This is a genomic window from Paraburkholderia sp. RL17-380-BIE-A (assembly GCF_046028085.1).
Classification (GTDB): domain Bacteria; phylum Pseudomonadota; class Gammaproteobacteria; order Burkholderiales; family Burkholderiaceae; genus Paraburkholderia.
The window spans coordinates 404,977-425,627 of record NZ_JARESQ010000001.1; the positions used below are offsets into that span (position 1 = coordinate 404,977).

General features: G+C 62.3%; 19 protein-coding genes. 12 read left to right on the forward strand and 7 right to left on the reverse strand.

The genetic code is table 11. The features are described 5' to 3' along the window. Window positions 1–91: 91 nt before the first annotated feature. Genes P0D68_RS01855 through P0D68_RS01870 form a run of 4 tightly spaced genes read left to right on the forward strand, consistent with a single transcriptional unit; the run spans window position 92 to window position 4,893 of the window. Window positions 92–2,038: an arylsulfatase gene (locus P0D68_RS01855; RefSeq protein WP_091807130.1), complete on the forward strand. Its 1,947-nt coding sequence runs from the start codon at window positions 92–94 to the stop codon at window positions 2,036–2,038. A 7-nt stretch (window positions 2,039–2,045) separates the two neighbouring features. Then, window positions 2,046–3,128, forward strand: a complete 1,083-nt coding sequence (locus tag P0D68_RS01860; RefSeq protein WP_408299988.1) for a formylglycine-generating enzyme family protein — start codon at window positions 2,046–2,048, stop codon at window positions 3,126–3,128. Further along, window positions 3,125–3,919 carry a MetQ/NlpA family lipoprotein gene (locus P0D68_RS01865; RefSeq protein WP_408299990.1) on the forward strand — a complete coding sequence of 265 codons (795 nt, stop codon included), beginning with the start codon at window positions 3,125–3,127 and terminating at the stop codon, window positions 3,917–3,919. Before P0D68_RS01860 ends, P0D68_RS01865 begins: the two co-directional genes overlap by 4 nt. A gap of 56 nt (window positions 3,920–3,975) precedes the next feature. Continuing rightward, window positions 3,976–4,893 carry a hypothetical protein gene (locus P0D68_RS01870; protein ID WP_408299992.1) on the forward strand — a complete coding sequence of 306 codons (918 nt, stop codon included), beginning with the start codon at window positions 3,976–3,978 and terminating at the stop codon, window positions 4,891–4,893. A gap of 12 nt (window positions 4,894–4,905) precedes the next feature. Here P0D68_RS01870 and cls read toward each other — a convergent pair whose 3' ends face one another. The 3 genes from cls to P0D68_RS01885 form a co-directional block, all read right to left on the reverse strand. Continuing rightward, window positions 4,906–6,168, reverse strand: coding sequence for a cardiolipin synthase (gene cls, locus P0D68_RS01875; RefSeq protein WP_408299994.1), 1,263 nt, complete (start codon window positions 6,166–6,168; stop codon window positions 4,906–4,908). A gap of 148 nt (window positions 6,169–6,316) precedes the next feature. Next, a complete protein-coding gene (locus P0D68_RS01880; RefSeq protein WP_091807119.1) occupies window positions 6,317–6,814 on the reverse strand; it encodes a hypothetical protein in 498 nt (165 codons plus the stop codon). Window positions 6,815–6,836: 22 nt separating this feature from the next. Next, window positions 6,837–7,724, reverse strand: a complete 888-nt coding sequence (locus tag P0D68_RS01885) for an H-NS family nucleoid-associated regulatory protein (RefSeq protein WP_091807117.1) — start codon at window positions 7,722–7,724, stop codon at window positions 6,837–6,839. 507 nt (window positions 7,725–8,231) lie between these two features. On the opposite strand from P0D68_RS01885, the gene P0D68_RS01890 reads away from it, so the two are divergent. Both P0D68_RS01890 and P0D68_RS01895 read left to right on the forward strand, forming a co-directional pair. Continuing rightward, window positions 8,232–8,522, forward strand: a complete 291-nt coding sequence (locus P0D68_RS01890) for a hypothetical protein (protein WP_408299996.1) — start codon at window positions 8,232–8,234, stop codon at window positions 8,520–8,522. Between the two features lie 55 nt (window positions 8,523–8,577). Then, the gene (locus P0D68_RS01895) at window positions 8,578–8,814 is read left to right on the forward strand and encodes a hypothetical protein (protein ID WP_408299998.1); all 237 of its coding nucleotides are present in this window, start codon (window positions 8,578–8,580) and stop codon (window positions 8,812–8,814) included. 30 nt (window positions 8,815–8,844) lie between these two features. On the opposite strand, the gene P0D68_RS01900 is transcribed toward P0D68_RS01895, so the two are convergent. Next, complete coding sequence (locus tag P0D68_RS01900; protein ID WP_408467980.1) at window positions 8,845–9,918, reverse strand: DUF6765 family protein; 1,074 nt, start codon at window positions 9,916–9,918, stop codon at window positions 8,845–8,847. A gap of 341 nt (window positions 9,919–10,259) precedes the next feature. On the opposite strand from P0D68_RS01900, the gene P0D68_RS01905 reads away from it, so the two are divergent. Next, window positions 10,260–10,490 (forward strand): hypothetical protein, encoded by a 231-nt coding sequence (locus tag P0D68_RS01905; protein WP_091807109.1) that lies wholly within the window; start codon window positions 10,260–10,262, stop codon window positions 10,488–10,490. 48 nt (window positions 10,491–10,538) lie between these two features. Here P0D68_RS01905 and P0D68_RS01910 read toward each other — a convergent pair whose 3' ends face one another. Both P0D68_RS01910 and P0D68_RS01915 read right to left on the reverse strand, forming a co-directional pair. Further along, window positions 10,539–11,000, reverse strand: coding sequence for a DUF488 domain-containing protein (locus tag P0D68_RS01910; RefSeq protein WP_408300002.1), 462 nt, complete (start codon window positions 10,998–11,000; stop codon window positions 10,539–10,541). Between the two features lie 112 nt (window positions 11,001–11,112). Continuing rightward, entirely contained in the window at window positions 11,113–11,514 is a 402-nt protein-coding gene (locus P0D68_RS01915; protein ID WP_091807104.1) for an FKBP-type peptidyl-prolyl cis-trans isomerase, read from the reverse strand. Between the two features lie 252 nt (window positions 11,515–11,766). On the opposite strand from P0D68_RS01915, the gene P0D68_RS01920 reads away from it, so the two are divergent. The 3 genes from P0D68_RS01920 to P0D68_RS01930 all read left to right on the forward strand — a co-directional run bounded on the left by P0D68_RS01920 (window position 11,767) and on the right by P0D68_RS01930 (window position 16,982). Then, window positions 11,767–14,409 (forward strand): ligase-associated DNA damage response DEXH box helicase, encoded by a 2,643-nt coding sequence (locus tag P0D68_RS01920; RefSeq protein ID WP_408300004.1) that lies wholly within the window; start codon window positions 11,767–11,769, stop codon window positions 14,407–14,409. Next, the gene (gene pdeM / locus P0D68_RS01925; protein WP_408300006.1) at window positions 14,406–15,068 is read left to right on the forward strand and encodes a ligase-associated DNA damage response endonuclease PdeM; all 663 of its coding nucleotides are present in this window, start codon (window positions 14,406–14,408) and stop codon (window positions 15,066–15,068) included. The genes P0D68_RS01920 and pdeM overlap by 4 nt, the downstream gene beginning before the upstream one ends. Before the next feature lie 231 nt (window positions 15,069–15,299). Further along, complete coding sequence (locus P0D68_RS01930) at window positions 15,300–16,982, forward strand: hypothetical protein (protein ID WP_408467981.1); 1,683 nt, start codon at window positions 15,300–15,302, stop codon at window positions 16,980–16,982. Between the two features lie 889 nt (window positions 16,983–17,871). On the opposite strand, the gene P0D68_RS01935 is transcribed toward P0D68_RS01930, so the two are convergent. Continuing rightward, complete coding sequence (locus P0D68_RS01935; RefSeq protein ID WP_408300010.1) at window positions 17,872–18,054, reverse strand: hypothetical protein; 183 nt, start codon at window positions 18,052–18,054, stop codon at window positions 17,872–17,874. Between the two features lie 196 nt (window positions 18,055–18,250). Between P0D68_RS01935 and P0D68_RS01940 the strand changes: the two genes are divergently transcribed. Both P0D68_RS01940 and P0D68_RS01945 read left to right on the forward strand, forming a co-directional pair. Continuing rightward, window positions 18,251–19,639 carry an FAD-binding oxidoreductase gene (locus P0D68_RS01940; RefSeq protein ID WP_408300012.1) on the forward strand — a complete coding sequence of 463 codons (1,389 nt, stop codon included), beginning with the start codon at window positions 18,251–18,253 and terminating at the stop codon, window positions 19,637–19,639. A 211-nt stretch (window positions 19,640–19,850) separates the two neighbouring features. Then, a complete protein-coding gene (locus tag P0D68_RS01945; protein ID WP_091807092.1) occupies window positions 19,851–20,441 on the forward strand; it encodes a BPSL1445 family SYLF domain-containing lipoprotein in 591 nt (196 codons plus the stop codon). Window positions 20,442–20,651 lie beyond the last annotated feature (210 nt).

The following is a 20,651-nucleotide window of genomic DNA, read 5'->3' on the forward strand; positions in this document are numbered from 1 at the left end:
ACAATCGAACATAGCAACGCAGAAATCAAACTTTGCCCGTTTCGACGTCATTGCTACCATCGGCGACCCGACATACCCGGTCAGCACAACAATGACAACACAACGATCGCAGCGCCCCTCTCTTCGTCTCGGCATGATCGGCGCCGCCGTGGCCAGCCTCGTCGTCCTCGCATCCTGCGGCGACGACAATCTGCCCGGCCCGACGCCCGCACCCGTTGTCGCGCAGAAACGACCGAACATTCTGTACATCATGGCCGACGACCTCGGCTATTCCGACATCCACGCGTTCGGCGGTGAAATCAACACGCCCAACCTCGACGCGTTGGTGCAATCGGGCCGCATCCTGACGAATCACCATACGGGCGCCGTCTGCGCGATCACGCGTTCCATGCTGATCTCGGGCACCGATCACCATCTGGTCGGCGAAGGCACCATGGGTGTGCCGACCGATGAGCGCAAAGGGCTGCCGGGTTACGAGGGCTATCTGAACGACCGCGCGCTCTCCGTTGCGCAATTGCTGAAGGACGGCGGGTATCACACGTACATGGCCGGCAAATGGCATATCGGTTCGGGCATTGTCGGCAGCACCACGGGCGGCGGACAGACGCCCGACCAATGGGGCTTCGAACACAGCTACGCGCTGCTCGGCGGCGCCGCGACCAATCACTTCGCCCATGAACCGGCGAACTCGCAGAACTACACCGAAGACGGCAAATACGTGCAGCCCGGCCAACCCGGACAACCGGGCGGCACGGGCGGCAGCCCCGCGGTGTTCTATTCGACCGACTTCTACACGCAGCGCCTGATCTCGTACATCGACTCGAACAAGGGCGACGGCAAACCGTTCTTCGCCTACGCGGCCTACACGTCGCCGCACTGGCCGCTGCAGGTGCCCGAACCTTACCTGCACAATTACGCCGGCAAATACGACGCCGGTTACGACGCGATCCGCAATGCACGCATTGCCCGACAAAAAGCGCTCGGCATCATTCCGAACGACTTCGTGCCGTATGGCGGCGCATCGGAAACGCTCGTCGCCACCGCGGCCACCGCGAACAACGGCACGGTCAACGCGAAATACGTGAGCGCCGTGCATAGCGCCGCGCAAGGTTATACCGACTACGGCCCGGGCACCGTGAACAAGACGTGGGCAAGCCTCTCGCCCGCCGAGAAGAAGGCCCAGGCGCGTTATATGGAAATTTACGCGGGCATGGTCGAAAACCTCGACCACAACATCGGCCTGCTGATCCAGCATCTGAAGGATATCGGCGAGTACGACAACACGTTCATCATGTTCCAGTCGGATAACGGCGCGGAAGGCTGGCCGATCGACTCCGGCGCCGACCCGACCGCGACCGACACCGCCAACGCCGCCGACCCGATCTATTCGGCACTCGGCACCGACAACGGCAAGCAGAACGCACAACGTCTGCAATACGGTTTGCGCTGGGCCGAAGTGAGCGCCACGCCGTTCCGGCTGACCAAGGGTTATTCGGGCGAAGGCGGCGTATCCACGCCGTTGATCGTGCATCTGCCGGGTCAGACCGCCCAGAAGCCGACACTGCGCGACTTCACGCACGTGACTGACAACACCGCGACCTTCCTCGCCGTAGCACAAGTGTCGCCGCCCACGCAGGCCGCGCCGCCGCTGATCAATACGCTGACCGGCGTCGACCAGAACAAGGGCAAGGTGGTCTACAACAATCGCTACGTGTATCCGGTGACCGGGCAATCGCTGCTGCCGCTGCTGAACGATCAGGCCACGAGCGCGGTGCACACCGCTTCGTTCGGCGACGAAGCGTATGGCCGCGGTTATCTGCGCAGCGCCGACGGCCGTTGGAAAGCGTTGTGGACCGAACCGCCCCTCGGCCCAGTGGACGGCCACTGGCAACTGTTCGATATGAGCGCCGACCGTGGCGAAACGCAGGACGTGTCGACGCAGAATCCTTCGGTCATCGACGGTCTCGTGCAGCAGTGGAACAACTATATGAGCAGCGTCGGCGGCGTCGAGCCCTTGCGTCCGCGCGGTTACTACTGAGCGCGCAATGACCGTTCGATTCAAGCTGAAAAGACCCGCGGCGCTTTATGGCGCCTACGCGGCGATCGCCACGGTTGCGTTCGCCGCCGCTTTCACCGCCGCGACGGCCGCTTCGGCGGTTTTTAGCGGCGGCAAACAAAGCGCGTTCGACAACCTCAACGCGGCGCGCCCGTTTGCCGCGCTCGGCTCCGAGCAGCAATGCAAGCGCTACGCAGGCCTGCCGTCACGGTGGCGCGACGATCCGAAAGCCGGCATGGTGCATCTGCATGGCGGCAACTTCGTATTCGGCAGCAAGCTCGGTTACGAAGACGAGCGCCCCGCCGGCGACGGCAGGACGCGTGTCGCCGGTTTCTGGATCGACCAGACCGACGTGACGAACGCGCAGTTCGCGGCCTTCGTCAAAGCCACGGGCTATGTCAGCGACTCCGAGCGTCAAGGCGGCGCCGTGGTCTTTCACATTCCCACTCGCGACGAAATGAACGCACGCGATCTCGCCTGGTGGACGTGGGTGAAAGGCGCCGCGTGGAATCATCCGACAGGACCGGGCAGCACGCTCGCAGGCCGCATGAACCAGCCGGTGACAATGGTCACGCAAGCCGACGCGCTGGCCTACGCACGCTGGCTCGGCCGCGATCTGCCGACCGAGGCCGAGTGGGAATACGCGGGCAAAGCGGGCCGCGAAAGTGCGGACCTCGACACGGCGCCACGCGACGAACACGGCAAACCGAGCGCGAATTACTGGCAAGGCGTATTTCCCGTACTCAATACAAACGAGGACGGTCATGTCGGTCTTGCGCCTGTCGGCTGCTATGCCGCCAACGATTTCAAGCTCTACGACATGATCGGCAATGCATGGGAATGGACCAAGGACGTTTATAGCGGCCCGCACCAATCCCATACCAACGGCGATACTGCGGCGGTCGCGCCGCTCAGCCGCAAACACGATACGCCGATGGTCATCAAGGGCGGCTCGTTCCTGTGCTCGCGCGACTATTGCGTGCGTTATCGGGCAGCGTCGCGCGAACAGCAGGAAGCAGACTTGCCGGCGTCGCATATCGGTTTTCGCACGGTGTTGAGGGACGCGTCATGAGGCCGCGGCTATTTGCAACGGTCATGCTGCTGGTGGCTGCTTCGATGGTTCAGCACGTACAGGCTGCCGCGTCGCAAGTCATCAAAGTGGGCGTCAGCCGAGGTGCGCACGCTGAGATCATGGACGAAGTGCGCCGTGTCGCGGCCGGCCGCGGACTCACGCTCGACGTGGTCGTATTCGACCAGCCCGAGCGCATCGACGCCGCGCTCGCCGCGAAGAAGATCGATGTGGCGAGTTTCGAAGACGAGCCGCGCTTCGACGCAGAGCGCAAACAGCACGACTATGCGCTGACCAGTGTCGCCACCACGGTGACGTTTCCCGTCGCCCTGTATTCGCGCAAACTGACGAACCTCGGCCAATTGCAACGAGGTGCGACGATCGCCATTCCCGACGACCGGGAAGGCACCGCGCGCGCGTTGATCCTGCTGCAGAACTTCACGCTGCTGACGTTCAGGGACAACGCCGGTCTGCGCGCGACGCTCGCCGACATCACGAGCAACCGGCTGAATCTGCGAATCCGCCAGGTGCCGCGCGCGCGTCTGTTCGACACATTGAACAGCGTAGCCTTTGCCGTAATCGATAGCGATGACGCGGCTCGCGCGGGCCTTTACCCGGCGCGCGACAGTCTCGGTCTCGAAGATGCCCGCTCGCCCTACGCCAACGTGTTGACAGTTCGCGAAGCCGATCGCGCGCAGCCTTGGGTCGCGCAACTGGTGGCTGCTTACCATTCGGACGACGTCGCGCATTTCATTCTGACGCGCTATCAGGATTCGGTGCGCCGGCCGTGGTGAACGCTTTCTCGTTCGCGTGCACGGCTTGCGGCAAATGTTGCAACAGTCCGCCGGTCATGTCGTTGCCCGAATTGTTCCGGCATCGCGACCGGTTCATCGGCTGCATTGCGATTGGCCGTGTGCCGCGCAGGCGCATGGGTGAACGCATACGTGTCGGCCGGCACGAAGCCGTACTCGACGAGGCCGATAGCGCCGCCTTCGAGTCAATTGCGGGTACGCTGCTTCATCGCGCTGGCGACACGTTCAGCATCATGACGCAGGGCTACGATTACCCGTCTCTGGCACGTTGCCCCGCGCTCGCAGACGACGGACGCTGCGCCATTCATCTGAATGGCAAGCCGCTCATGTGCGAAGTGGTGCCGCTCGATCCGCTCGTGCCGGACAGGCTCCAACATCTGGTTCTCGCCGGGCGCAATCAGAGCGCCTCGTATATTGGCGCCGTTTGTATTCAGGAGGGTGAGCGCGCGGACGTGACATTGATGATCGCCCAAGGCGAGATAAAAGACGCAAAGGCGAGAGACGCTCTGGCACGCCGCCGCCATGATGTCGAAAGAGAACATGAAGTATGGGGTCGTGCCGTATTCGAATCGCTGCGTAAAGACCTGTTCGAGTCGCCTGCCGCGTTGGCGCGTATTCCGCCGGGCGGCTTTCTGACGATCTCCATTGTGCCGGCGCTGTTGGCCGTGGCAAGCAGTTCCGCGCGTTGCCGACAGCTATGCCTCGATTATATCGACAGCCAGCTCGCGCTGATCGACCGCAGTATTGAGCAAGCGCTCTCGCGCCGCCGCCTGGAGGATCGCCCGGTGACGCAGGAATTGCGTGGATTCGCTCAGGCCTATCAACGCGCGAAAGCGCTTCTTGCCGCACCGCTTCGCACACCGCTTCCCATACCACTTCCCGCTGTCGAGCCGGAGATCGGCACGCCCTCTTCCCTATCGAACACCGAAGCCTATCTCTCTGGCGCGGATCATTGACCAGAAGATTCGTCAGAGCTGCGTATCCAGCAGCGGCACGAACTTCTCGATCAGCTTTTCAGTGAACGGGCGATGCATCCATGATTCGAGCGTGACCTGCTGCGACTTCTTGATGTCGTCGGCAAAAACGGCCGTCTGCTGCTTTGCGAAGTCGCGGTCATAGATGTTCAGATTCGCTTCGTCGTTGAGCTTGAATGAACGGTTATCGAAATTGGTCGAGCCGACCGACACCAAAAATTCGTCCACCACCAGCAATTTGCAGTGAAACATGGTCGGCTGATACTCGAACATTTCCACACCCGCTTTCAGCAGATCGCCCCAGCATGCACGCGACGCTTCACGCACCGTGTGCGTATCGATCCGGTTTCCGGGCATGATGATCTGCACTTTCACGCCGCGTTTCGCCGCCTCGACGATCGCGTTGATGGTCAGCTTGTCGGGCACGAAATAGGCGCTCGCCAGATGAATGGAGTGCGTGGCCGCCGTGATCGCCATCAGATACATCAATTGCATATCGTCGCTGCCGCCCGAGGGCGAACTGCTGAACATATGCGCGAAGCCGTCGCCCATTGGCTCGATGTCGGGAAAATATGCGGGACCGTGGAGCACATTGCCGGTTGCCTTGACCCAGTTGTCCATGAACACGGCTTGCATGTGGCCGACCACCGGACCCGCTACGCGAAAATGCGTATCGCGCCAATGCTTCTCATCTTGCGCATGGCCGGTCCATTCCGACGCAATACCCACCCCACCCGTGAATCCGATACGCCCGTCAATGATCAGCAGTTTGCGGTGCGTGCGATCGTTCATGCGGCCAAGTCCGGTCCAATGGGGCTTGTGATACTGAATCACCTCCGCGCCGGCATCGCGAAGCAGATTCAGATAGCGCTTGTCCATTTTCGATGACCCAACCCAGTCGAGCAATACATGCACCGCGACGCCGTCGCGTGCCTTATCCGCGAGCGCCTGCGCAATCTGCTCGCCGATCTCGCCGGACCAGTAAATGAAGGTTTCAAACGTGATGGTTCGACGCGCTGAACGGATGGCTTCCAGCATCGAAGGAAAGATGTGATCGCCGTTGAGCAGCATCTCGAAGCGATTGCCCGAGAGCACCGGCGGCCCGAGCAATAAACCCATTGAACGCAGAAACTGTGGATCGTCGCTCGCATAGAGACGTTCGATCTTATGCTCGATCTTCTTCTCGCCACTCGATAAATTGGCAATCACCAATATGATCAGAAGCGTGACTAACGCGGTAATGGGAATTGCCAGCATGCGTGTGGCCTCGATGCTAATCGGCGGGACGCGTTGCATGCGCGTCCTGCGGTTTGACAGAAAACCGGACCTCGGCCCGGCCTTTACGCCACACGCAGGACGCATTGCGCGTGCCCGTTGCAGGCCCGCGCCTTGCTACTCGACCTGGCTACCTGACGAGCGAGAACGCTTCCCGGCTGGCGATTTCGCCTGCGCCATAAACACCGACCACGGTATAGTCCGACGCCACGCATTCAAACGTGGACTCATTGAAAGTAATGACGAAATGGCGCTTTGCGGCTCCCGTCGATGCCACCGCAGCAAGCTCGGCGACAAGTTCCGCGACAAGCGACGAATTGGTGACTTCGTGAACCGAGTAACCGATCAGACCTTGCGGGGCGAGCGGATGAATCTCGAGATCGACGTCGCCGGGCGGCCCGAGACGGTGAAATATCGTGTCAGGAAAGAGCACCGTGCAGAAAGGATCGTCGTCGGCATCGAATGGTCCGAACCGCTCAAAGTCGGATTCCGCAATCGGATAAGAGAGAATAACCCGGCGGGCACTGGCGACAATGAACGGTTCGGCGGCATCTTCCGCCGGATGAGGAACGCCGTCCAGCAGGACGACCTGGTCTTCCTGCTGGGGTGATTCGAGCGTACTGGTCATCTACTTCACAACTCCGTTGCGCTTATGCGCTGGCTGGTGCGGGTGAGGCTTGCGGTGCCGCAGCGGCACTCGTCGCACTCGTCGCGACAGCTTTGCTTTTAGCCGCGACCTTGCGGACCGGTGCTTTCCTTGCGGCCTTGGTGGCGGCGCTCTTCTTTGCGGCCGGCTTTGCCGCGCCTTTCTTGGCCGCTACTTTCTTTGCCGCTACTTTCCCGGCTGCCGAAGTAGCTTTCTTCGCAACCGTCTTTTTGGCCGTTGCCGCTTTCTTTGCCACCACCTTTCGGGCTGCGGCTTTCTTGCTCACTACGCCGCCAGCCGCCGCCGACTTCACCTTGCCCGCTTTCTTTGCAGCCTGGTGGCCAACATCAGCCGCTGCCGCCGAGGCGCTATCGATCAGGAACTTCGTACGGTCCTTGACTGTGGCGAGCCATGCCGGAGCCGGGCCACGGCCGCTCCAGGTAGCACCCGTTTTCGGATTGATGTACTTGGGCGGCTGCGCGCCTTTCGGCTGACCTTTGCTGCCTTTCGCATGGGTGACAGCCGCCTTTGCCGCCGACTTCAGTTCGCTTGCGCCTTCGATCAGGAACTGAGTGCGGTCTTTCACGCTGGCAATCCAGCCCGGCGCGCGGCCATGGCCCGTCCACGTCGCACCGGTTTTATGATCCCGATACTTGGCGATTGCCTTACCGGCGCTGGCGCCTTTCGCTTTGCCACTACCAGCATGACCGTTCAAACCTCCGGCAGCACGTCTTGCCTTCGCGCGGGCTTCGATATCCTCGGTAGTCAGGCCATGCTTGAGCATCAGGTCGCGAATCTGGTCGACCGCAACTTGCGCTTTTCTGGCAATAAGGGCGTCAGCTTGTGCCTGAAGCTTTTTAAGCTTTGCCTGGATTTGCTCTAACGTGGGCATTTGATTGCTCCTTATGTGGTAATCGATCGAACTATGCCACGAATGACGTGAGAAAGGCAGATCGGCGTGGCTATATATACACGAGCCTGAGTCGATCAGGCATGCGGTGGAGTACGAACTTTTTCGGTTCATTACGCCATCGCCATACTTTTCCTGACTTTTCGTATACCGCCCCCCTTCTCTTCTATTGCGATTGCATCGCGGCCGGGCCGGCAAAAGCGTCCTGTCTGGTTGATTTCCCGCCGTGCATCTCGCCACTGGGCGCTTCTACTATAGGCAAGCATTTGAAGATTCAAAGAGCGGCAGTACTTTTTTTGTCATTCAAGCCCGTTTGCTCACCTGCCGTCCGTAATCCCGCGTTACCAATCTCGCAGCGCTGTTTCACCTGTGTCCGGACCGCCCTTCTACACTCCAAACCGTACTCAGCAGCAAAGCTCTCGGTAATTCGTAAGGGCAAGACCTGAGGCAATCGGATGCATCGCACTTCGATACGCAAGGAGAAAGCAGATGAACAAGAAGATCATGGGCGCGGTATTGGGTCTGGCAGTGCTGGCGGCATCGTCGGCGGCCTCGGCACATGTGGATGTGGCCGTCGGGGTCGGCATTCCAGTCGGCGTGGTTGCAGCGCAGCCCGTCTATGTCGCGCGGGATCCGGCTCCGGTTCCGGTTGCCTATGGCGGTTATGGCGACTGGCGCGCACGCGAGTGGCGCGAGCGCCGTGAATGGCGGGAACACGAATGGCGGCGTGAGCATTGGCGCGAACACGAGTGGCGTGAACGCCACTGGGACGGCTATTGAAATGACGCCGAATAGCGCCAGGTTATATCCACTCTAATAGGACGGTACTTTTCAGATGAAAGCGGGTTACATCAAATTCGCCCTCGTGGCGGTGGCACTCACTTCGGCAGCGGTCGGCACGGCAAATGCGGCCGGCTGCATGAAGGGAGCGCTCGTAGGCAGGGTTGCGGGACATTATGCCGGCCACCATCCGGTGGCCGGCGCGGTCGGCGGCTGTCTGGTCGGTCGGCACATGGCCAAAAAACATGCGGAAGAACAGGCCGCGCAGCGTCAGCAAGCCAGAGCGGAATAACCCGGGGCCGACGCACGGCTCTCTTTCAGGTCAGGCGATCCGCAGTCCGTGCGTCGGCAGAACTTCCTGGGTAGTCACGAAGCGGTGCTGCTTGACCGCGTCGTGAAATAACTGGTAATCACTTTTCTCGAAGGCATCCGACCATACGGGTTTGTCTCCGGTGTCGTCGTCGAACATTAGACCGGTGGCCAGGTACTTCCAGGAGCCTGGTCCTTTGGCCACATATTCCGGGATCGACTCTTTCAAACCCGGAATACCGCCGGCCTTCACGACCCGGCAAATGTGCCGCAAGCGCTCGTCGTCGTCCTCGTGGCGATTGGTATCGAGCAGATTCGTGAGCACTTCCCTGATATTGTCCGGCAACCCGGCCTCGTTCTCGAAATCTTGCCGACCCGTCAGATAGGCGCGCACCGCGCGGCACGCCATCTCGGCCGCCTGCACGAACTCCGGCAAGTTGTGCCGCTGGACAAACTCGTTTCTACCGTCGATGTAATGCCATTTCGCCCACGGCTGGTCAGGATAGTGCAACGCGGCGCCATGACCGACCGGTAGCGCGACAGTCAGAATATCCTCCTCCAGGTGCTCGAGCAGATGCTCGCTGGCAAGTCTGAGCTGGGCGAGCCAGCCTTTGCGCGTGCAGTCTTGCGCCTCCAGCAGGTGAACGCGATTCCACGGACTTTCGATACCGGCGAACCCTTGATGCGCCCATGTATCGACGTAAGTGTGAAGTGTCACGCCCAGCCGATGCAATCCGGTCTCGGTGTCCCGCCGCAGAATCGCCCGCCGCACCACCTCGCGCGCCACGGGGCTATCCGGCCGGCACACGGCCTTTTCGTGGAGGGTCGAGCCTTCGGCCGCAGGCAGAAAATGAAAAGGCGTCCACACCAGGCGGTTCTTGTCGTCCTCCGTGGTCGCATAGTCGAATAACTTGTGCGCGGTGGCAAAGCGTTCAAATGTCTCGCCGCCTGTGAAACGCAGTATGCCCGCTGTGGTCGCATCGTCGACGTATTGGCAGGCATGCGCTACGGTGAGCGCGTCGCCGGGCGGCATTCCGGCCACGCGGGCGGCGATATAGACCACACCGTAGTGGAAGTCGATATTCATGGCTGGCGCTCCTGACGCGCGGCGAATGACAACGGGATCTTCCTGACTGCGCGCGAGGTGGGCATTGCGGCGGCGCATGAGTAGATAGTAGACGACCGGGCTCAATGAAACTTTAAAAAAACTCGCGCAATCCTGTCTCATGGCCGGACAGCGCCGTGCCACTAAATAGACTTGTGACAATCAGGCGCTGCATTTTCTCGTATTTGTTATTTGCAGGGTCTGGCGGCTCGGTTATGCTCTGTGCCATTGGGAACATTCGTAATGCGAAAGGCACGCCGGGCCGTATCACGCTCGGGTCCAAAGCTTCGGGCCACTACACGTTAACTCAAAGGACAAGTCCTGTGAAACTCGAGAATTGGAAAGAAGGCGCAAGTCCGGAGCGCCGCAAGCTGATACGCAGCAAGATTCACGTCTTACTGGCCACGATCGGCACATTGGCATCCGTGGTTGGGATCTGCGTGGCCATTAACGGCGGATTGGAATTCAATCGCACCAAAGTTTTCATCGGAGTCGGTATTACCGTCGTGTCCACGATCGTATATATCTCGATGCTTTTCGCGCCGTCCGAGTGAAATCCAGGCGTCTCCTGCCGCGCACAGGTGCGGCCGTCTGCTCGCCGGTTATGACAAGTGGGTGACTTTCAGGCAGCTATTCCACCGCGAGTTCAAGTACTCAAGCGCCAGTCGCCGGTGGCAGTGGTGGGGTAAATGTTCACTGCAAAGCAGGCAAGCCGAGCGGAATAGATCGACATCCAGATTGCTTTCCACCCGGCGCTTTGCAATCAACTCCACGTAAGCGGCCGCGAAATCGTCCCACGTCAGCTCTTTGGCCTTGTAGCGCTTGAACAAGTCGGGCTCTGGAGCCAGCTCTGGCATTTCCCGGTAAGCGGCGCCGCACAGTCTGTCGAGAAAGAAAGGCAGGTCCTGTTTCTTTGCGAAGCCGGCCAATTGCGACGTATTGCTCAGGCGGATGTCGAGCACCGTGCGCACGTCTGCGTTTTTCAGCAAATCGAAAAATTCCTGCGCGGTTTTGCCGGTGAAACCGATCGTGGTCACGGGCACCGCATTGTTTTCGCGTTTCATCAAAAGGCACCTGGCAGTGGGCATACGCAGTTGGCAAACGCAGTGCCCGGAGCAAGAAAAAGCCCCGCTGCGGCATCCGGAGCGGGGCTCAGTCTCGGTTCACGTCGTGTGCTTATTTGACGATACCGACCAGTTCGACCTCGAACGTCAGGTCGCTGTTCGGCGGAATCACCCCAACGCCACGATCGCCGTATGCGGTCGCTGCCGGGCAGGTCAGTTTGGCCTTTTCGCCCACTTTCATTTTCTGCACGCCCTGCGTCCAGCACGGAATTACACGGTTCAGCGGGAACGTGGCAGGACCGCCGTGTTTCGCCGAGCTATCGAACTCGGTACCGTTGGCCAGCGTGCCGCGGTAGTTGACCTTGACGACATCTTCAGCGGCAGGCTGGGCGCCGGTGCCTTGGGTCAGATGTTCAACCACGACGCCGGAAGGCAATTTTTCGGTGGTGGGCGCGGCGGCCATCGCCGTTGAAGACAGAAGAGCTGCTGCGACCAATGCAACGATAGATTTCAAAGCGAGTCTCCAGATGGGTAGTGCGCCTCATTGTAACGGATCGCATCTGCCGCACCAGCACGACCACCGCGCGGATGATCGGCGAAAGGCGTCTTCATCGATCAGCCAAAGCCTCGCCATTTGCACAAGGGCGGAACGGCGCGTAACTGAGAAGATTCTGTTGTGAACCACCAGCCCGGTTCGGCGGTCCACACACTAAATCCCATTCGAGCCGTTTGCCAACACGCGATTCAATGCTAAAGAGCGCTTCCGATGACCGAGCCGGCTGATTCCGACGAAAGCGCGATCCCGCCGCCTTCCGCTCCACCTGAGCGGCGCCGCGCTCCCCGGCCGCGCCGGATTCCGCGCAGCCGCGAACAGCAGGCGCGGCTCGACGCGCGCGAGCCGGTGTTCGAGCCGTTACCTTTTGTCATCGACGAAACCGCCGCGCGCCGTCCCTTCGCCGACAAACTCACCGCCTGGTTCGAGGCGCGCCGCTGGCAGCCATTCGAGTTTCAACGCGAGGTCTGGCAGGAAATCGGCCGCGGTGCGAGCGGTTTGCTGCACGCCACCACCGGTGCAGGTAAAACCTGGGCTGTCTGGTTCGGCGCGCTGGCCGCCTTCGCCGCGTCCCCAAGCACTCGCAGCCGCGCACCCCGCACGCAGCCAGAACCGCTCACCGTGTTATGGATTACGCCAATGCGCGCGCTCGCCGCGGACACCGCGCGCGCCTTGCAAAGTTCGGCGGCGGAACTGGCCGTGCCGTGGAGCGTCGGGCTGCGCACCGGCGATACGTCGTCTGCCGAACGCGCGCGACAGAATCGGCGCATGCCGTCCGCACTGGTCACGACGCCGGAAAGCCTTTCGCTCATTCTCACGCGCCCCGATGCACGCGACGTGCTGGCGCACGTGCGGCTGGTAATCGTCGACGAATGGCATGAGTTGCTCGGCAACAAGCGCGGCACGCAGACGCAACTTGCGCTTGCGCGTCTCGCCCATTGGCGGCCTGAATTGCAGGTATGGGGCTTGTCGGCGACGCTCGGCAATCTGCCCTTCGCCGCCGATGTCTTGCTCGCGCCCGTGAAAACACCCCGCGCCAGTGTGCATGGCGCGCTGCCTAAAGCGCTGATCGTCGATACCGTCATTCCCGAGACCATCGAGCGCTTTCCGTGGGGCGGCCACGTGGGCATGCGCCAGGTCGGCGCCGTTGCCGAGGCGATCGGCGAAGCCCGGACCTCGCTCGTGTTCACCAACACACGCTCGCAATGCGAGGTGTGGTATCAGGCGCTGCTCGAAGCACGGCCGGAGTGGGCAGGCCTGATCGCGCTGCATCACGGCTCGCTCGATCAGGAAGTGCGTGAATGGGTCGAACATGGCCTCAAGAGCGGTCAGCTAAAAGTGGTTGTGTGTACATCGAGCCTCGATCTGGGCGTCGATTTTCTGCCGGTGGAGCGCGTGTTCCAGATCGGCTCGCCCAAGGGTGTCGCGCGTTTGATGCAGCGTGCGGGCCGGTCGGGTCACGCGCCGGGCCGTCCTTCGCGGGTGACGATCGTGCCGACGCATGCGCTCGAACTGGTCGAAGCCGCCGCCGCGCGCGAGGCGGTCGAGAAGCGTCAGATAGAAGGTCGCGAGACGCCTGAGAAACCGTTCGACGTACTCGTGCAGCACCTGGTCACCGTGGCGATCGGCGGTGGATTCGACGCACGCGAACTGTACGGCGAAATTCGCAGCACCTACGCCTACCGGCAATTGACGCAAGCTGAGTTCGACTGGGCTATCGGCTTCGTGGAAGGCGGTGGCACGGCGTTGCGCGCCTATCCCGACTACCATCGCGTGGTGCGCGAACGCGATGGGCTGTACCGCGTGCCGCGCGAGGATCTGGTGCGAAGGCATCGCAACAACATCGGCACGATCGTCGCGAATGGCACCTTGAATGTCGCCTATCTCTCGGGTGGCCGGATCGGCGCGATCGAGGAATCGTTTATTTCACGGCTTAAGCCCGGCGATATTTTTACCTTTGGCGGACGCGCACTCGAATTGATTCGCGTACAGGATATGACCGCGTGGGTGCGGCGCGCCGCGTCATCGCGCGGAGCCATGCCGCAATGGGCGGGCAGTCGCATGCCGCTTTCCTCCGAACTCGCCGACGCCACGCTCACGATGCTCGCCCGCGCCGCCGGCGGCATCTACGACGAACCCGAAATGCGCGCCGTGCGGCCGCTGCTCGAATTGCAGCAAAAGTGGTCGGCATTGCCCGAGCCGGGTGTGCTGGTGGTGGAGTTGGTGAAATCGCGCGAAGGACATCATTTCTTTTGCTATCCGTTTGCGGGGCGAACGGCGCACATCGGATTGGGCGCATTGCTCGCATGGCGCATTGCTCGTGAAAATCCGGGTACGTTTTCCATTTCGATGAACGACTACGGCTTCGAGCTGTTGTCCGCGCAACCATTCGATTGGGCGGAGAAACTCGAAAACGGTCTGCTCTCGCCTGATGATCTGGATCACGACATTCTTGCGAGTCTCAATTCGTCGGAACTCTCCATGCGCCGCTTTCGCGAGATTGCGCGCGTGTCGGGACTCGTGTTTCAGGGCCACCCCGGGCAGCAGAAAAGCGCGCGGCAGTTGCAGGCGTCGAGTGGGCTCTTCTATGAAATCTTTCGCAGTCACGATCGCGGCAATCTGCTGCTCAACCAGGCCGACGACGAAGTGCTCCTGCAGGAACTCGACGCCCGGCGCATTCGAACCGCGCTCGAACGCATGAACGCGAGCCGCGTGGTCATCACGCGGCCGAAAAAGCCAACGCCGTTTGCATTTCCGTTGATTGTCGGACGCTTGCGGGAAAAGGTCAGCACGGAGAAGCTCGCGGACCGCGTGGAGCGGATGCTGGCCGAACTCGAGAAGGCGGCCCGCACATGAAGCCGGCTTCAATGGCGGTGGAAATCGCCGGGCATTCTCTCGTGCTGTCGAGCTTGCGCGCGGCTTTTGATCCGGCGCTGCGGTGTCTCTTCGTCGCCGATGCGCATTTCGGCAAGGACGCCGTGTTTCGCGCACGCGGCATTCCTGTGCCGATTGGTTCGACCGCCGACAATCTGATGCGCCTGGATATTCTGATTGCCGAGTTCGAGCCGGCCACGCTCGTGTTTCTCGGCGATCTGCTGCATGCGCGCGAGGCGCATGCCCGGGAAACGCTCGAAGCATTGCACGGCTGGCGCGCGCGGCATGCCGGGCTGAGGGTGGTGCTGGTCGAGGGGAATCACGACCGGCACGCCGGTGCGCTGCCGGCGACGCTCGGCGTCGAGTATGTTCAGGAGCCTTGGCGAATCGGGCCGTGGGCGTTGTGTCATCACCCGCAGAAAGTCGAAGGTGCGTATGCGCTCGCGGGGCATGTGCATCCGGTGTACAGGATTGCGACTCGCAGCGATTCAGTGCGGGTTCCGTGTTTCCGGTTCGGGGTGGAGTGTGGTGTGTTGCCTGCGTTCGGGAGCTTTACGGGCGGAACGCGTGAAGATGGGCGAGTGGCCGGGGAGAAGGTTTTTCTGGTGGTGCAGGAGAGGCTGATCGAAGTGGTGCGATGAGGTTTTGGGTTCGGTTTTCTTGAGCGGGTGGCTCGTGGAAAGTGTGGGTTGGAGCGAGCGGACGGGGGTTGTTCGTTCGCTCGCTCCGCGTGGTGTCGGGTGGAGGCCGGGCTCCCGGCCCCCATCCGATGAGCGAATGCAGCGCCGTTAGTGGCTGCCGCCGTTGCCGCCGCCGTGGCCTCCTCCTCCTCCGCCGTAGCCACCGCCATGGCCTGAGCCGAAGCCGCCGCCGTGGCCTTGGCCTCCGTTGCCGGAGCCCGGGCCGTTTCCGCCTTTGCCACCGTCGCCGTGGCCGCCGTCTCCGTGACCGCCGTTGCCGGAGCCGCCTGCGCCAGGGCCGCTTCCGCCGTGGCCACCGTCGCCGTGGCCGCCGTCTCCGTGACCACCGTTGCCGGGGCCGCCCGCGCCAGGGCCGCTTCCGCCTTTGCCACCGTCGCCGTGGCCGCCGTCTCCGTGACCACCGTTGCCGGGGCCGCCCGCGCCAGGGCCGCTTCCGCCTTTGCCACCGTCGCCGTGGCCACCGTCGCCGTGGCCGCCGTCTCCGTGACCACCGTTGCCGGAGCCGCCTGCGCCGGGGCCGCTGCCGCCTTTGCCACCGTCGCCGTGGCCGCCGTCTCCGTGACCACCGTTGCCGGAGCCGCCTGCGCCAGGGCCGTTTCCGCCTTTGCCCCCGTCTCCGTGGCCGCCGTCTCCGTGGCCGCCGTTGCCGGAGCCGCCTGCGCCGGGGCCGTTTCCGCCGTGGCCGCCGTCTCCATGGCCGCCATCTCCGTGGCCACCGTTGCCGGAGCCGCCTGCGCCAGGACCGCTTCCGCCTTTGCCACCATCACCGTGGCCGCCGTCTCCGTGACCACCATTGCCGGAGCCGCCTGCGCCGGGGCCGTTTCCGCCTTTGCCACCATCGCCGTGGCCGCCGTCTCCATGGCCACCGTTGCCGGAACCGCCCGCGCCGGGGCCGCTTCCGCCTTTGCCACCATCGCCGTGGCCGCCGACTCCATGGCCGCCATCGCCATGGCCGCCGTCACCATGGCCGCCGTCTCCATGGCCGCCATCGCCATGACCACCGTCACCATGGCCGCTATCGCCGTGACCACCATCACCATGGCCACCATCACCATGGCCGCCATTGCCATGACCACCGTCACCATGGCCGCCATCGCCATGACCGCCATCGCCATGACCACCGTCACCATGGCCGCCATCGCCATGACCACCGTCACCATGGCCGCCATCGCCATGACCACCGTCACCATGGCCGCCATCGCCATGACCAGCGTCACCATGGCCGCCATCGCCGTGGCCACCGTCACCATGGCCACCGGTGCCGCCACCATTTCCGCCGTCACCGCCTGTGCCGGTTCCGCCGCTTCCCGTTCCACCGCTACCGGCTCCTCCGCCACCAGTTCCACCACTGCCAGTTCCGCCACTACCGGTCCCACCACTGCCAGTTCCGCCGCTTCCCGTCCCACCACTGCCAGTTCCGCCGCTACCGGTCCCACCACTGCCAGTTCCGCCACTACCGGTCCCACCACCGCCAGTTCCGCCGCTACCAGTTCCACCACTCCCGGTTCCGCCGCTACCAGTCCCACCGCTCCCAGTTCCACCACTCCCGGTTCCACCACTCCCGGTTCCACCACTCCCGGTTCCGCCGCTACCCGTCCCGCCGCTACCAGTCCCACCGCTCCCGGTGCCACCGCTACCCGTCCCACCACTATTAGTCCCGCCTCCCGATCCCGCGCCGCCCTTCCCACCGCTGCCGCTACCCGTACTCCCAGCACCAAGCCCCGCCGCGCCGGAGTTAGTCCCGCCATTCCCGCCGCTCGCCGCATTGCCACCATTCCCGCCGCCATTGCCCGCAGCCGCAGCCCCTCCCGACGAGTTCCCATTTCCGCCGCCTTGCAAGCCCGCAGCCGATAGCGATCCGAACCCTTCCGCAGCTGCGGCGATTCCAATTCCGCCAGAGGTTACGAGGTCAGCGCTTTCCTCCTTGCAACCAAGTGTGTCGAACGACGAACAATCAATCGGCAACGCTTGCGCAATCATGATCTTCCCCGGCCCGGCCGACGGTGCCGCAGTCACCGCCTGATTCGTCTGCGCACCCGCCATCGCCGCATACAAACTCACGGCAACTGCAAATACAGCCCGGCGCGTCCCCAACGCCAGCACGTCCCCGTTTTGCTTTTTCATTTCATTCTCCTAACTATATCTCTTGAAAGACCGGCCTGGATAACGAGTGAATCTCTGTTCACTGTTAAAAATGAAACTTCAAAACCCACTCGCCATTACCTCGCGTCACGCTGAAACCGCATGACGTCCGGCATTTCTCTCGCGGAAAACCCCGGTCCGATTCAACGTGTTTCGAGAAAAACGATTGGCTGTGTACGCACTGATTTTCAAATGACACAGCTGGGTCTGATGGACGTTGAAGTTATGCGGAGCACTGTTCAGTCACCGTGCGCTAGACCACGCAATGCGACATCCACGGCGCATTTGCGATTAATTGCGTGTCCGGATTGTCAAAGATCGTCAATTACCGCTATTTATTAAGGCCCGGGAAATCATGCCATCCGATACGCACTCCCAACTATTATTATCACCAGCGTTGACATACTCACAGGACGAATTAAACCGACATGATCGTTGCCCTCAGAACGCCGAGAAGAAATGCTATGTGAGTCCCCGAACTTCCCCGAACATAAAAGAGCGACTGTCGAGGTGGGTGTGAGGGCAATCACACAGACAACACACCTCGTGTTTTTTAATCGGCGGCACGGCTCCCTGGTGATTCAGCGAGGCACTAAAAACATCAGATTAAAAACCGTGCCCCTGGTCGCAAACCGCCAAGAGAACGAAATGCCAGCTCATCGCGACGAGTGCCAATCCAGAAAGTGTCGCTGCGCAACCACCACGCCACCGCATAACCAACACTTCCTGGCAGCATCTTTTTCCGAAGCATTTCCACCATCCACGGTATCGAACCGAGCATCATCTCCAGCGGCTCCCGCGGATGCCTGTCGCGCGAGCCCTCGCGGACAATCGGTAAGAAACGCGGGTTTACCTTTGTTTGACTTCAGGGGGCAGGCTCGTTTACTGGACGCAAAACAACCTTTCAGGACACTTCCGATTTGCTCTCGGCAGCTGAATAGTGTTCTGCGAGCGTCTTCCACTATCTCAGGAGATGAGCCATGGTTAATGTGTCCAGCAGCGCCGTCGACGAATTGAAAACCGCCATCCGGGGCCAGGTGCTGCTGCCCGGCGACCCGAACTTCGATCAGGCGCGCAGCATCTGGAATGCGATGATCGACCGGCATCCGGCAATCATCTTGCGTTGCGCAGGCGTAGCCGACGTTCGCCAGGGCGTGGCCTTCGCGCGCGACAACGGTCTGCCGCTCGCGATTCGCGGCGGCGGCCACAACATTGGCGGCAGCGCATTGTGCGACGACGGTGTAGTGCTCGACCTGACGCAGATGAAATCGGTGCGCATCGATCCCGCGGCACGGCGCGCGTCTGTTGAACCGGGCGCGACGCTGCACGATTTCGACCATGAAGCGCAGGCGTTCGGGCTCGCCACTCCGCTCGGCATCAACTCGACCACCGGCGTCGCGGGCCTGACGCTCGGCGGCGGTTTCGGCTGGCTGAGCCGCAGATATGGCATGACGGTGGACAATCTGGTTTCGGCTGACGTCGTGACCGCGGAGGGCGAATTCCTCACTGCGAGCGCCGCTTCGCATGAAGATCTGTTCTGGGCCATTCGCGGCGGCGGCGGCAATTTCGGCGTCGTCACGCGGTTCGAGTTCGCGTTGCATCCGGTCGGACCGCTGGTCTACGGCGGCCTTGTCGTCCTGCCGCTCGCCCAGGCGCGGGACGCCCTGCTCAAGTACCGCGCGGCGAATGCCGGCATGCCGGAGGAACTGAGCGTGTGGGCAGTGCTGCGACTCGCGCCGCCGCTGCCGTTTCTGCCGCCCGAAGTTCACGGCAAGCCGGTGATCGTGTTCGCGATGTGCTACAACGGCCCTGTCGAAAACGGGCCATCCGCGGTGGAATCTGTCCGCGCATTCGGAACGCCGCTCGGCGAACATCTCGGCCCGATGCCGTATGTCGCGTGGCAACAGGCGTTCGACCCGCTGCTCACGCCGGGCGCGCGCAACTACTGGAAATCGCACAACCTCGGCGAGATCCAGGATGGGCTCATCGACGCGCTGCTCGGCGCGATCGACAACCTGCCGTCGCCGCAATGCGAGATTTTCTTCGGACAGATCGGCGCGCAGACCCAGCGCGTGCCTGTCGAAGCCACCGCCTATTCGAGCCGCGACACGCTGTACGCGATGAACGTGCACGGCCGCTGGGACGATGCGAGCGACGACGAGCGCTGCATCGCCTGGGCTCGCGCGTTCTTCGACGCGGCGGCGCCATTTGCGCTGGGCAGCGTCTACGTCAATTTCATGACGCAGGAAGAAGGCGGCCGCGTCGCCGAGGCGTACGGAGCGAACTACGAACGGCTGGTGACTGTAAAAAACCGCTACGATCCGCGCAACCTGTTCCGCTGCAATCAGAACATCCGGCCATCGGCGTAGTCATAGCAGCACGGGGAAACGGCGCGCGAATCGCGTGCCGTTTCCCCGTGCGTGCGGGTCCGGCACGCCGCGCCTGCTGAAACACGGGGGCAGGCACGCTAAATGCTGGTTAGCAACTGACGTATGGCACGCCCTGCGTCACGATACGACCACTCGACTGGAAACGAGAACGCAGCCTCCATAACGTAAATAACGCATAAGGAAAACAATCATGCGCAGACGACAATTCATCATGACGACCAGCGCCGCTCTTGCCTCGGCGGGCCTTGGCCTCGCCGGCTGCACGACGACGTCGCCGTCCTCGAGCGCATCGCCTGCCGCCAACGCCGGCAAGCGCGACACCATCAACGCGGGGATCGACTCGACGCTTTCGCGTCTGTACGCGAACGTCACCGGTTCGCGCGAACTGGTCGCGAAAGCGCGCGGCGTACTGGTGTTCCCGTCCGTGATCTCGGCGGGCTTCTGGGTTGGCGGCCAATACGGCGAAGGCGCGCTGCGCGTGGCAGGCCGCACGGCCGGCTATTACAGCACCGCTGCGGGCTCGTTCGGTTTGCAGATCGGCGCGCAGTCCAAGGCGCTCGTGTTCCTGTTCATGACGCAAGAGGCGCTCGACAAATTCCTCGGCAGCCAGGGCTGGGCCGCCGGCGCGGACGCAACGGTTGCCGTGCTGAAGGTTGGCGCGAACGGCGCGGTCGACACGTCGACCGCCACCAGCCCGGTCGAAGCCTTTGTACTGACGAACGGCGGTCTGATGGCCGGCGTATCGCTCGAAGGCACTAAAGTCTCGCGCCTGATGATTTAAGCGCGCGGCCAAAACGCCACACAGCCATCTCGCCGGCTGCGTGGCGTTTTTCTTTGGGCTCGACGCGCGACCACCCCTGCGCGCCGCCGCTCACCTCACGGCGCCCCTCACCGGTGAGTTTGACTGCCCTGCTGTAAAATCCAGCCTTTTCGCCATCTTGCCCGGCCATTGCTGCGCTTCAGGCCGAGACATTCACCTGTCCGAATTCGC

What these genes read in the sequence shown, in the direction of transcription:
- P0D68_RS01935 (WP_408300010.1), bottom strand. Translation starts at nt 18,054, where the DNA reads ATGATGCTCGGTTCGATACCGTGGATGGTGGAAATGCTTCGGAAAAAG.
- P0D68_RS01940 (WP_408300012.1), top strand. Translation starts at nt 18,251, where the DNA reads ATGGTTAATGTGTCCAGCAGCGCCGTCGACGAATTGAAAACCGCCATC.
- P0D68_RS01890 (WP_408299996.1), top strand. Translation starts at nt 8,232, where the DNA reads ATGAACAAGAAGATCATGGGCGCGGTATTGGGTCTGGCAGTGCTGGCG.
- P0D68_RS01865 (WP_408299990.1), top strand. Translation starts at nt 3,125, where the DNA reads ATGAGGCCGCGGCTATTTGCAACGGTCATGCTGCTGGTGGCTGCTTCG.
- P0D68_RS01920 (WP_408300004.1), top strand. Translation starts at nt 11,767, where the DNA reads ATGACCGAGCCGGCTGATTCCGACGAAAGCGCGATCCCGCCGCCTTCC.
- cls (WP_408299994.1), bottom strand. Translation starts at nt 6,168, where the DNA reads ATGCTGGCAATTCCCATTACCGCGTTAGTCACGCTTCTGATCATATTG.
- P0D68_RS01900 (WP_408467980.1), bottom strand. Translation starts at nt 9,918, where the DNA reads ATGAATATCGACTTCCACTACGGTGTGGTCTATATCGCCGCCCGCGTG.
- P0D68_RS01855 (WP_091807130.1), top strand. Translation starts at nt 92, where the DNA reads ATGACAACACAACGATCGCAGCGCCCCTCTCTTCGTCTCGGCATGATC.
- P0D68_RS01885 (WP_091807117.1), bottom strand. Translation starts at nt 7,724, where the DNA reads ATGCCCACGTTAGAGCAAATCCAGGCAAAGCTTAAAAAGCTTCAGGCA.
- P0D68_RS01860 (WP_408299988.1), top strand. Translation starts at nt 2,046, where the DNA reads ATGACCGTTCGATTCAAGCTGAAAAGACCCGCGGCGCTTTATGGCGCC.
- pdeM (WP_408300006.1), top strand. Translation starts at nt 14,406, where the DNA reads ATGAAGCCGGCTTCAATGGCGGTGGAAATCGCCGGGCATTCTCTCGTG.
- P0D68_RS01895 (WP_408299998.1), top strand. Translation starts at nt 8,578, where the DNA reads ATGAAAGCGGGTTACATCAAATTCGCCCTCGTGGCGGTGGCACTCACT.
- P0D68_RS01870 (WP_408299992.1), top strand. Translation starts at nt 3,976, where the DNA reads ATGTCGTTGCCCGAATTGTTCCGGCATCGCGACCGGTTCATCGGCTGC.
- P0D68_RS01945 (WP_091807092.1), top strand. Translation starts at nt 19,851, where the DNA reads ATGCGCAGACGACAATTCATCATGACGACCAGCGCCGCTCTTGCCTCG.
- P0D68_RS01880 (WP_091807119.1), bottom strand. Translation starts at nt 6,814, where the DNA reads ATGACCAGTACGCTCGAATCACCCCAGCAGGAAGACCAGGTCGTCCTG.
- P0D68_RS01910 (WP_408300002.1), bottom strand. Translation starts at nt 11,000, where the DNA reads ATGAAACGCGAAAACAATGCGGTGCCCGTGACCACGATCGGTTTCACC.